The 12,574-nt window shown below is 33.3% G+C and carries 7 protein-coding genes; all 7 read left to right on the top strand.

What is annotated here, in order from left to right:
• Window position 1 precedes the first annotated feature (1 nt).
• The 7 genes from GQR97_RS00175 (at window position 2) to GQR97_RS00145 (ending at window position 12,561) form a co-directional block, all read left to right on the top strand.
• On the top strand, window positions 2-2,368 hold the full coding sequence (locus tag GQR97_RS00175; protein ID WP_158843883.1) for a PDZ domain-containing protein: 2,367 nt from the start codon (window positions 2-4) through the stop codon (window positions 2,366-2,368).
• Between the two features lie 6 nt (window positions 2,369-2,374).
• Window positions 2,375-3,742 carry an alpha-L-fucosidase gene (locus GQR97_RS00170; RefSeq protein WP_158843881.1) on the top strand — a complete coding sequence of 456 codons (1,368 nt, stop codon included), beginning with the start codon at window positions 2,375-2,377 and terminating at the stop codon, window positions 3,740-3,742.
• Between the two features lie 93 nt (window positions 3,743-3,835).
• Complete coding sequence (locus tag GQR97_RS00165) at window positions 3,836-4,792, top strand: SGNH/GDSL hydrolase family protein (protein WP_233267584.1); 957 nt, start codon at window positions 3,836-3,838, stop codon at window positions 4,790-4,792.
• 493 nt (window positions 4,793-5,285) lie between these two features.
• On the top strand, window positions 5,286-8,585 hold the full coding sequence (locus GQR97_RS00160) for a SusC/RagA family TonB-linked outer membrane protein (protein ID WP_158843879.1): 3,300 nt from the start codon (window positions 5,286-5,288) through the stop codon (window positions 8,583-8,585).
• 10 nt (window positions 8,586-8,595) lie between these two features.
• A complete protein-coding gene (locus GQR97_RS00155) occupies window positions 8,596-10,479 on the top strand; it encodes a RagB/SusD family nutrient uptake outer membrane protein (RefSeq protein ID WP_233267583.1) in 1,884 nt (627 codons plus the stop codon).
• A gap of 32 nt (window positions 10,480-10,511) precedes the next feature.
• Window positions 10,512-11,756, top strand: a complete 1,245-nt coding sequence (locus tag GQR97_RS00150) for a DUF5000 domain-containing lipoprotein (protein WP_158843875.1) — start codon at window positions 10,512-10,514, stop codon at window positions 11,754-11,756.
• Between the two features lie 31 nt (window positions 11,757-11,787).
• On the top strand, window positions 11,788-12,561 hold the full coding sequence (locus GQR97_RS00145) for a DUF4998 domain-containing protein (RefSeq protein ID WP_158843873.1): 774 nt from the start codon (window positions 11,788-11,790) through the stop codon (window positions 12,559-12,561).
• Window positions 12,562-12,574 lie beyond the last annotated feature (13 nt).

The following is a 12,574-nucleotide window of genomic DNA, read 5'->3' as shown; positions in this document are numbered from 1 at the left end:
GATGAAAAAACTAAGTGTAATTATTGTGTTTTTTGTGTTATTGGCGTCCTGTTCTTCAGCAACAGACATTATAGAAATTTATGTTTCTCAAAATGAAGTAGCAAATGCAGACGGAAGTAAAGAAGCGCCTTTTTTAAATATTCCTGAAGCTATAAAAAAAGCGATTGAAATAAAATCGACCAATGCGGACGCTGAGGTTGTTGTCAATATTTTACCAGGGCAATATCATTTATCCGAAGCTATAAAAATACCAGCATCGTTAAGTGGTTTAACTATAAAAGGAACTAATGCTTCGGAAGTTAGTATAAAAGGATCTCAGGTTTTAGAGGCTAAATGGAAAACTTTTACCAATAATGTTTTTGTAACCGACGTTCCTGTAGGTTTAGATTTCGATCAGTTTTTAGTAAACGGAAAACCACAAATTTTAGCACGCTATCCAAATTATGATGAGAGTGCTCAATATTGGCAAGGTTATGCTGCCGATGCTATTTCTAAAGAGCGCGTTGCAACTTGGGCAAATCCTGAAGGCGCAATTTTTAATGCATTACACAACGGAAGATGGGGCGGTTTTCATTTTGAAATAACAGGAGTTAATGATGATGGAACTCCTATTTTAAGTGGAGGACAACAAAATAATAGAGGTTCAAAACCGCATGAAGAATACCGTATGGTAGAAAATGTGTTTGAAGAGCTTGATAGTGCAGGCGAGTGGTTTTTAGATAAAAAAAGAAACAAATTATATTATTGGCCAGAAAGTATAAGTGCTATTAATGATTTAAACCTTGAAGTTTCAGTATTAAAAGATTTAATACAAGTGGTTGGAACTTTAGAAAATCCTGTAAAAAACGTAACTATATCAGGCATTAAATTCGAAAATACTACACGTACATTTATGGAAGATTTCGAGCCGTTATTGCGTAGTGATTGGACTATTTATCGTGGAGCTGTTGTCTTCTTTGAAGGTACAGAAAATTGTAAAGTTGAACATAGTGAATTCACCAATTTGGGTGGAAACGTTATTATGGCTAGTAAATACAATAAAGGGTTAGAAATTAAAGATAATTATATTCACGATTGTGGGGCAAGTGCTGTTTCATTTGTTGGAGATGTGTCGGCTGTAAGATCTCCAGCTTTAACTTATAGAGAGTTTGTTCCAGTAGTAGAAATGGATACGGTTTCGGGACCAAAAGGCGAATTGTATCCTCGAGAATGTTTGGTTGAAAATAATTTAATTCACCGTATTGGTCGTGTTGAAAAGCAAACGGCAGGTGTTCAAATTTCAATGGCGATGGATATTACGGTTCGACATAATAGTATTTACGATGTACCGAGAGCAGGTATTAATATTGGAGATGGTACTTGGGGCGGACATATTTTAGAATTTAATGATGTATTTAATACCGTTTTAGAAACTAGTGATCATGGTTCGTTTAATTCTTGGGGAAGAGATCGTTTTTGGCATCCAAACCGTCGTATTATGGATAGCCTAACTACGGCAAATCCAGATATGCCAAAATGGGATGCGATAAAAACAACCATTATTAGAAATAACCGTTTTCGTTGCGATCATGGTTGGGATATCGATTTAGACGATGGTTCATCGAACTATCATATTTATAATAATTTATTATTAAATAACGGATTAAAACTGCGTGAAGGTTTTAATCGTGTTGCCGAAAATAATATTATGGTAAATAATTCTTTACATCCACATGTTTGGTTTGCTAAAAGTGAAGATGTTTTTAAACACAATATCGTTCAGAAAGGCTATCAAGATGTACGATTATCTGGTTGGGGAAAAGAGATGGATTACAACTTTTTTCCGAATGAAGAATCGATGTTGAAATCTCAAATTTACGATAGAGATTTACATAGTGCCTTTGGTGATCCGTTATTTAAAGATCCTTCATCATTAGATTTTTCGGTGGCTGAAAATTCTCCTGCATTAAAAATAGGTTTCAAAAACTTTCCAATGGATCAATTTGGAGTTCAGAATGCTGAGTTGAAGAAAATAGCTAAAACACCAGAAATCCCCGTAATGAGAGATGCTTCCGAAGAAAATAAAAAAGGAGCTTTTGTTTTGGCTTGGTTGCGTAACGAATTGAAAAGTGTAGAATCTGAACAAGAACAATCGGCTTACGGATTAAATACTCCAGAAGGTGTTATTCTTTTAAAAGTTTGGTCGGGTAGCCCTGCTGTTAAAAATAACGGACTTAAAAAAGGCGATGTGATTCTTGAGGCTGCTGGTAAGAAAGTAAAAACGGTAAAAGATTTTTTTCAAATTAATGTTGAAAATAAAACGGATAAATTAGACTTGGTTATCATGCGTAATCAGTCGGAACAAAAAATAACTATAAACACTAAATAAAAGAAAATGAAAAATTTAAACAAAATACTATTGCTAGCATTGGTGGTTGCGTTAAACACCAATGTAGGTTTTGCTCAAAGTTCCAGTAAGAAAAAATTATCTGATGACGAGCGTATGGAATGGTGGCGCGATTCTAAATTCGGGATGTTTATTCACTGGGGGGCTTACTCTATAATTGGAGGTGAACGCGGTACTAAAATTGCCGGAGGTGGTGCCGAATGGGCGATGGATAAATTAGATTATACGATTGAGGATTATGAGAAGTTTCCTGAAATGTTTAATCCTCAATTATTTGATGCAGATGCTTGGGTGTCTATGGCTAAAAATGCTGGGATGAAGTATATTGTATTAACGTCTAAGCATCATGAAGGTTTTGGATTATGGGATTCAAAAGTATCTGATTATGATGTTATGGATACCTCTCCTTTTAAACGTGATATTGTTAAAGAATTATCTGAAGCTTGTAAAAAACAAGGTATTAAGTTTTGTTTATATTACTCTATTGTAGATTGGCATCATCCACAAGCACAAGGGAATTTATACCCTAATTACAACATTTCTCAACATGATGATCCATCGGTTGTAAATCCGGAATTTCCTGAATATTATGAAAATTATATGAAACCTCAAGTGGGTGAATTATTAAAAAATTACGGCGATATTGGTGTGGTTTGGTTTGATGGCGATTGGATTTCTGATTATACTACAGAAATGGGTAAGGATCTTTATAAATATATTCGTGATATTCAACCTAATACTATTGTAAATAATAGAGTTGATAAAGGAAGAACTGGAATGGATGGTATGAACAATCACCCAGGAAAGTTTGCAGGAGATTTTGGAACACCGGAACAAGAAATTCCTGATACAGGTATTGATACGGATTGGGAAGCTTGTATGACTATGAATGGAACTTGGGGTTACAAACCATCGGATAATAACTGGAAGAGTAGCGAAGATCTTATTGAAAAATTAGTGGATATCGTTTCTAAAGGAGGTAACTTTTTATTGAATATTGGACCTGATGGTTTCGGAAGATTTCCAGCTGAAAGTATTCGTCGTTTAGACGCAATGGGGCAGTGGACTAAGAAAAATGGTGAAGCTATTTATGGCGCTTCAGCAAGTCCATACGCAAAACCAAAATGGGGACGTTATACTCAAAAAGATGGAGTGGTTTATGCTCATGTTTTCGACTGGCCAAAAGATGGATTGTTAAAGCTTAACAAAGATATTAAGTTTAAAAAAGTAACTTTATTAACTGATCCTGATACAGAATTAAAAGCATTAGGAACATCTAGAGAAGTAATAGTTGAAGTGCCTATGTTGGCACCAGATCTTCCTGTTTCTGTTGTAAAGATAGAGTTAGCAAATTAATTATAGAATTGATTGATTAAAAAAAGGAATGAACAGACAAAGAGCTTTTGGAGTGTTTGGCTGTTTAATCTAAAGTAATATTAAATATAGAAAATGATGAATGTTTACAAGAAACTAATAATTTTTACAATTGCTTTTGTTTTAAATATTGGTATAGGGTTTTCTCAAACAATTCCTTATGAAAAACCAGAATGGGGAGCCTATACAGAAGGAGAAGAAGGTTTTTTATTGGCACATGTTGTTAATTGGCCAGAAGATGGTAAATTGGTTATAGACAGAGCGATTAAACCAAGAGAGGCAAGATTGCTTTCTGAACCAGATAAAAAAATAAAAATAAAATTAATTGATGGTAAATTAACTGTTTTATTACCTGAGAATGCTCCTGATGCACAGGTTTCAGTTGTGAGAATACAATTAATACCTACAGAAGATTGGGCAAACTTAAAACGATATAGAAAGGCTAATGCCGAATTAAGAGCACCCATTAAAAATGAAAAAAGAGTGGTGTTTATAGGGAATTCTATTACAGATAATTGGACAAGAGATCACGGATCATTTTTTGAGGCGAACCCTACCTATGTAAATAGAGGAATTAGCGGTCAAACTAGTGCGCAAATGCTGTTAAGGTTTAAACCAGATGTTATTGAGTTACAACCAAAAGTTGTTGTGATTTCCGCAGGAACCAATGATATTGCAGGTAATAGAGGTTATATAAGTATAGACCGTATTGCTGCAAATATATTTTCTATGGCAGAATTAGCTAAAGCAAATAAGATAAAAGTAATTTTAGCTTCAGTGTTACCCGCTTCTAGTTATTCTTGGAGTCCATCTATTGAACCAGCAGATAAAATTATTGAATTGAATAAACTTATAAAAGCGTATGCTAAAAAAAATAAGGTTATTTATTTAGATTATTACACACCAATGGTAAATGAAGAAAAAGGTTTGAAGAAGGAATTAGGTAGAGATACTGTACATCCCAATGGTGATGGTTACGATATTATGGAGCCTTTGGTTAAAGCGGCTATAAAGAAGGCTTTGAAGAAGTAGTATTATAAAATCATTAGTTTAGACTAATATTTTATATTAGTTATAATAAAAAAACATGATTATTACAACATTTGTAATAATCATGTTTTTTTTTGCTTAAAAAGCAATGAAAATTTCAAAAAATACAGTGTATAAAATTACTTATTGTTCAAAGTAAGAATTTTATAGTTCTAAACACCTTTTAGTAATCTTAAAACATAAATGTCATATTCTTTATTTTTTTTAGATAAAAAAACATTATTCATCTAATATTTAGGGGTTTATCTTATTAAAACGGCTATAATTTATACTGAAAAAGTTATAATTAATACTCGCGTATCTACAATAAGTGTAGGTTTAACCTTTATTTTAACTATAAGTGTAGGATCGCCCTTTATTTAGGTTAATTAATTACTAATCAATAAAATATAAGATATGAAAAAGAACAACTAAAAACTAACCAACTAATACAAAACCAAAAAAGTATTCAACTAACTTTATTAAACAAAACAATATGAATAAAATTTATTCTTTAATTCATCTATTTCGTCCTTATAAATACAAGGGGTTTAAGGTGATTAAATCAATATTAATATGTACTTCCTTTATTGTCAGTGGTTATGCTAACGCAAAAACTCCATTTCTAACCACTACAGCAGAGCTAACCGAAAAAGAAGATAAAATAGATCTCAAAGATTATCAACAAATTGAAGTGTCAGGAATCGTTCTTGACGAAAAAGGGATACCAATACCTGGAGTTAATATACTCGTTCAAGGTACAAACAGAGGTACACAAACCGATTTTGATGGCAATTTTAAATTAATAGCAAAAAAAGGAGAAGTTCTAGTTGTTTCTTCAATAGGCTTTAAAACTCAAGAAATTAAAATTGGAAATTTTACAACTTTAAATATTACAATGATAGAAGACCTTACTGGGTTAGATGAAGTTGTTGTAGTTGGTTTTGGTACGCAAACGAAAGAAGCTTTGGTGGGAGCTGTATCTACTGTTAAACCTGAAGATTTAAAAATACCATCGAGTAATTTAACGGCCTCTTTTGCTGGTCGGGTTCCAGGAGTTATTGCTTTTCAAAGTTCTGGTGAACCTGGGGGCGGATCTGATAATGCAGAGTTTTTTATTAGGGGTGCAACTACTTTTGGAGCTTATTCTTCTCCGTTAATATTAATAGATAATATAGAATTAACAGCAGACGATTTGGCTAGAATATCACCAGATGATATTGAAAGTTTTTCTGTATTTAAAGATGCGACAGCAACTGCTATTTATGGAGCTAGAGGGGCTAATGGAGTTATAGCTGTTAAAACAAAAACAGGTGAATTGGGAAAGCCAAGAGTATCTGTTAGGTATGAAACTACTTATTCTCAGGCTACTCAGAATTTAGAAATAGCAGACCCACTTGAATATTTAAGATTACATATGGACGCTGTTAATACTAGAAATGTGTCGCCAAATAGAAATGATAGGTTACCGTATTTACAAAACAAGATAGACAATACTCTTGCTGGTAACATTAATCCTTTTGTTTACCCTGTTACAAATTGGCAAGATGAGTTGTTGCAAGATTTTACTAAGAATCAAAGATTAAATTTTAGTGTTTCTGGTGGAGGAAAAGTAGCTAGGTATTATGTGTCAGGTTCTGTTGCTCAAGATAACGGGATACTAAAAGTTGATAATCAAGCAAATTATAACAATAACATTGATAATAAAGTTTATAATTTAAGATCTAATGTTAATATAGATTTAACTTCAAGCACAGAATTGATAGTTAATTTAAATGCGACAGTAGATGATTATAGAGGTCCCGTACCTACAGGAAACCAAGTATATAACATGATTAATAGAACTAATCCTGTAAGGTACCCAGCTTATTATGAGGCTGATGAGGCTAACCAATTTACAGAGCATCTTTTGTTTGGTAATGTAGATACTGGAGATGGAGAATTAGCCGGCTATTTAAATCCATATGCAGAATTAGTAAGAGGATATCGTGATTATAGTAGATCTGTAAATGTTTTAAGTTTACAAGTAAAACAAGACTTAGGAGGTATTGTGGAAGGGCTTAAATGGAGAGCATTGGGGAATATTACAAGTACGTCTTCTTATAATATTACAAGGGAATATGAGCCTTATTATTATGCTATAGGTGATACTGATTATAATAGAGCAGATAATACATATGCATTAACTAGTCTTAACCCAGATTCGGGAACAGAGTATTTAAATTTTACAGAGAATGAAGACTCTAGAGTTGTTAATAGAAATATCTATTTTGAGTCTGCATTAAACTATGATAGAACTTTTAACGCTAAACATAGCGTTAGCGGTTTATTGGTTGGTATTTTGAGAGAATCTGTTGATGGAAATGCGGATGATTTGCAAGCATCACTTCCTAGTAGAAATGTTGGCTTATCTGGCCGTTTTACTTATAGTTTTGATAGACGTTATTTTATAGAAGGAAATTTTGGTTATAATGGGTCAGAACGTTTTGCTGAAAAAAACAGGTACGGTTTCTTTCCATCCGTTGGAGCGGCATGGGTAATATCTAATGAGAACTTTTTTGATAATGTAGATTTAATAAGTAGGCTTAAATTAAGAGGGTCTTATGGTGTAGTTGGTAATGCTAATATTGGAAATCGTAATGATAGGTTTTTCTATTTATCTAATGTTAATTTAAATGATTCAGGTGCAGGAGCTCAGTTTGGAACTTTTGGTCAAGAATCTAGTGCAGGTGTTAGTATCAGTAGATATGAAAACCCTCATATTTCCTGGGAAAGAGCCTATAAGCAGAACTATGGTTTAGAAATAAACCTTCTTAAAGATGCTATTCAATTGCAAGCCGAGTATTTTAAACAAACAACAACTGATATTTTACAAACGCGTTCGGATATACCTTCTTTTTTAGGTTTACAAGCGTCTCCAGTAGCAAATTTAGGTGAAGGAAAATCCAATGGTTTTGAGTTTACATTATTGGTAAACCATAATTTTAATAAAGATTGGTGGTTGCAAGCGACTGCGAATTTTGTAAAAACGAGTAGTGAATATACTGTATATGAGGAGTCTGATTTATCTGCAACACCATGGTTGTCTAAATTAGGAAACCCTTTCAATCAGGCTTATGGATTAGTAGCAGAGCGTTTATTTATTGATGATGCGGATGTGGCTAATTCACCAGAACAGCAATTTGGGGAAGTTATGCCCGGAGATATAAAATATACAGATATTAATGGGGATGGTATCGTGTCTAATTTAGATATAGTTCCAATTGGAGAGCCTACCCAAGCCGAAGTAAGTTATGGTTTTGGATTTTCTGTAGGGTACAAGAACCTTGATATATCAGCATTTTTTGCAGGGTTAGATAATGTATCCTTTTTTATTGATTCAGCAGGAATAACACCATTTGCGGATACTGATGCTAATGGAGATTATTTACCAGATGCTATTTCTGAAAATCAAATTTTACAAGCTTTTGCTGAGAGTCACTGGTCTGAAGAGAACCAAGATATTTATGCCTTATGGCCACGTTTGTCTACTTATGCTGTACAGAACAATAACCAAACAAGTAGTTGGTGGATGAGAGATGGAGCATTTATGAGATTAAAATCTTTAGAGATCGGGTATAATTTTAAACCAGAAAACGGAGCTGTATTCGGTCAGGCAAGTGTGCGTCTATACCTCAGTGGAACAAATTTAGTGCATTGGAGTAAATTCAAACTTTGGGACCCAGAGTTAAGAGGAAATGGATTAAATTATCCTTTACAGAAAACGGTAAACATTGGAGCTAGAGTTAATTTATAAAAAAAAGAAAATGAAGAAAACGAATAAAATTATATATTCTATAATATTCATATGTATAATGTCATGTGATTCTTATATTGATATAGTACCAGATAACGTAGCTACTTTCGATTTGGTTTTTAATAATAGAGCGAATGCTAAGAAATTCTTTTATACATTATATGGTTATTTACCACATTTTTCTGATGTAAATAGTAATATTGGATTAGTAGGGGGAGATGAGGTTTGGACACATCAAACTTGGGATGGAATGCGACTTTCTATCGGAGAACAATCAAAAGCAAATCCAATATATAATCTATGGGGAAACGGAGGCCGCTTAGAGCCGCATGTAGCGTTGAGAGATTGTAATATTTTCTTAAATAGAATTAGCGATGTTAGGGATATGACTGAAGATGAAAAAACAAGATGGATTGCGGAAGTTAAATTTTTAAAGGCTTATTATCATTTTTATTTATTAAAAATGTATGGTCCTATTCCTATTATCGATGAAAATATTGAAGTAAGTGAAGGTGTTATTTCGGTGCGTATAGAAAGAGACGGGGTCGATGAGGTAGTAGATTATATTGTATCTGTTTTAGATGAGGCAATAGAAAATTTACCACCACGTATAACCTTGGAAGGTGAAGAACTTGGTAGAGCCACTAAACCAATTGCTGCGATGTTAAAAGCTAAAGTTTTGGCTTTTAGTGCTAGTCCTTTGGTAAACGGTAATTCTGTATACTCATCATGGACTAATAATTCAGGAACACCATATATAAATCAAACTTATGATGCTAATAAATGGACATTAGCCGCAGACGCTTGTAGAGAAGCGATAGACTTAGCGCATGAAGCAGGTAATAATTTATATAAATTTTCAACAGCATATAATTTATCAGAGGAGACAATAACAAAAATGAATCTTAGAGGCGCCATCACAGATAGATGGAATAATGAGATTATTTGGGGGCAAGCTAACCCAACCACAAATACAATTCAAAATAATAGTTTTGCAAGGATTGACGATGAATTTTCAGGTTCAAGTTCAGGGCAAGTCAACTCTTATTATTCTATACCATTGCATATGGCAGAAATATTTTATTCTAAAAATGGAGTGCCTATAGAAGAAGATAGTTCTTATGATTATAGTAGTAGATTCGACTTAAAAACTGGAGATGAAGCTAATAAGTTTTATGTAAAACAAGGGTATGAAACAATTGGTTTGCATTTAGATAGAGAATCTAGGTTTTATGCCTCTTTAGCGGGAGATGGTATTCTATCTTATGATGTAAATAATGAAGCAGATGACACTAGTTTATTTGTTGTAGATGCCAAGAATGGTGGTATGGCAGGTTACCTTAATGAAAGACAATTTAACCAAACAGGATATTGGCCAAAAAAATTAGTGCACTATAAATCAGCAATAGGAAATAATAGTTTTACTGCTGAAAATTATTCATGGCCAGTATATAGATTAGCAGACTTATATTTATTGTATGCAGAATGTTTAAATGAAGTATCAGGGCCTGCTGCAGAAGTTTTTCAATATGTTGATGATGTAAGAGAAAGATCTGGTTTAGAGGGAGTTCAAGCTTCTTGGACAACGTCTTCAAATAATCCAACAAAGCCAAGTACAAAAGAAGGTTTGAGAGAAATTATTCATCAAGAACGTTCAATAGAACTAGCTTTTGAAGGACACCGTTTTTGGGACTTAAGAAGATGGTTTAAAGCTCACGTTTTATTAAATAGTACGTCAATGAGAGGTTGGAGTTATGAAAAAGCAACGGCAGAAACTTTTTATAACCAAGTAGAATACGGTGTTACAGAATTTTCAATAAGAGATTATTTTTGGCCTATAGCTGAAGATGACATACTAGCAAACCCTAATTTAGATCAGGCTTTTGGTTGGTAATTAAAAATTAGTATTAACAATTAAATAAAATTATGATGAAAAATTTAAAGTCATTTATAGTGCTTCTGTGCATAGCAACTGTATTTAGTTGCGAAGAAGATAAGATGTCATCGTTAATTACTGACGATGGTATCGCTCCCGGTCCTGTGGTTGTAGATGCAAGTTCTGTTGAAAATTTAGCGGGAGCATCAAAAATAACATATAATCTTCCTGATGATGAAGATTTGTTATATGTAGTTGCAGAATATCAGAGAGGGGCTAATGAAGAAATATCTAGTGTGAAATCATCAGTCTTTAATAGTAGTTTAACGGTTGAAGGCTTTTCTGAAGCTTCAGAATATAATGTAACGCTATATGCTGTTGATCAATCAGGAAATAAATCTGTAGGTGCTTCTGTTGTTATAAACCCAGAAGAACCTCCATACAAATCCGTTTGTGGAACATTAACCTATGCACCAGATTATGGTGGAATTAGATTGAAGTGGGAAAACCCAGAGGAAGGCGACGTTACTATCGAAATTTATTCTGAAAATGAGTCTGGAGGTTTAATTTTTAAGGATGCTGTATATTCATCAGCTCAAGATGGAGAACGTTTAGTTTTAGGATTAGAAGCTGTAGAAACCAATTTCGTATTTATAATTAGAGATAGGTTTAACAATAAATGTGGTCAAATTAAGGCAACAATAACCCCGCTATATATAGAGTTATTTGATAGGGTTAACTATCAAGCTGTTTATCAAACGCATGACACACCTTCAGATTATGGTTGGATACTACCAAGAGTTTATGATGGAACAAAAGGAGATAATGGATATCACTCACCTCCAAACTGGAAAGATCCGGATGGAGTTTTACCAGAATATATAGACTGGTCTTATAATGGAGTTCCTATTACGCCTGCAATGATTACATTAGATATAGGCTCTATATCTCAAGTATACAGATTTAAATTTTGGCCAAGACTAGGTAATTATATGTACCGTCATGGAAATCCTTGGTTATTTGATCTTTGGGGTAGCGATCATTTAAATGCAGACGGAAGTTTTGATGGTTGGACACTTTTATTAGAAGATGCTATGGTTATAAAGCCCTCTGGACAGCCAGATAATGACAATACAGCTGAAGATATTGAAGCTGCAGAAGCGGGATTTAATTTTGATATTTCTCCTGATATGCCTAAGGTTCGTTATATCAGATTTGTTCAGAAAGTAGCACAGAACAGAACTAATTCACTATTTCACATTAGTGAAATGGAGTTCTACGGTGATAATCGATAAAAATTTAATAAAATAAAATATTATAAAAATTATGATTAATAATTTTAAGAATAAAACCACTAATTTTATAGGAATTGGTGTGTTTACAGCTGTATTACTGTGTTTTTCTTGTGAGGATACAGATTTGGTTGAAACATATGAACAGTACGTTCCTGAAAACGTAGTAAGTTTGGCTATGCCAGATTCTGTGTCTACAGTATCTAGTGGGCATAATAAGTTGTTATTTAGAGTATTTGTTAACTCAGATCCAAAAATAAAGAAAGTCGTTATTACTTTATTTGATGATGATTTAACAGATAACGATGAAAAAATACTTACAACTTTAGATATTAATAGAACGGTTTATGAACCAGAAATTTATGAACTGGAAGCAGAGTTACCAGAAGGAGGAAATGAGTATTTTGTTCATATAGAAGGTCTAGAAGGCCGAAAATCGATAAAGTATGATGTTTTTGGTACAGTTCTAGGTGATGAATATAAGGAGTCGCTACAAGCTCGACAAAATTCCGGAGCTAGCGCTTATTCTGATTCCGAAGCTATTATTACTTGGGTGTCAAATAAAGTTCCGGATACTGATGGAGAGGTTATTGATAATTTATTAATTAAAACCGAACTAACTTACATTAGTAGTACAGATGGGGCTATAAAGACTATAGTAATTGATGAATCTGAGGATGAAACAATTATTCCAGATTTTATTTCAGAAGGAACTTATACTTACACTACGTTTTACAAAGCCGTAGTAGATTCTCCTTATTTATTTGAAAGTAACTCTACAGAAGGGGTTTTTCCAGAAAAAATATAAGTATTAGTAATTG

Source organism: Algibacter sp. L1A34 (genome assembly GCF_009796805.1).
Classification (GTDB): Bacteria; Bacteroidota; Bacteroidia; order Flavobacteriales; family Flavobacteriaceae; genus Algibacter.
Note: the sequence above shows the minus strand (reverse complement) of the source record. Positions and strands in the feature narration are given on the sequence as shown.

Coding starts and splice junctions, on each gene's coding strand:
- GQR97_RS00175 (WP_158843883.1), top strand. CDS start 2: ATGAAAAAACTAAGTGTAATTATTGTGTTTTTTGTGTTATTGGCGTCC.
- GQR97_RS00170 (WP_158843881.1), top strand. CDS start 2,375: ATGAAAAATTTAAACAAAATACTATTGCTAGCATTGGTGGTTGCGTTA.
- GQR97_RS00165 (WP_233267584.1), top strand. CDS start 3,836: ATGATGAATGTTTACAAGAAACTAATAATTTTTACAATTGCTTTTGTT.
- GQR97_RS00160 (WP_158843879.1), top strand. CDS start 5,286: ATGAATAAAATTTATTCTTTAATTCATCTATTTCGTCCTTATAAATAC.
- GQR97_RS00155 (WP_233267583.1), top strand. CDS start 8,596: ATGAAGAAAACGAATAAAATTATATATTCTATAATATTCATATGTATA.
- GQR97_RS00150 (WP_158843875.1), top strand. CDS start 10,512: ATGATGAAAAATTTAAAGTCATTTATAGTGCTTCTGTGCATAGCAACT.
- GQR97_RS00145 (WP_158843873.1), top strand. CDS start 11,788: ATGATTAATAATTTTAAGAATAAAACCACTAATTTTATAGGAATTGGT.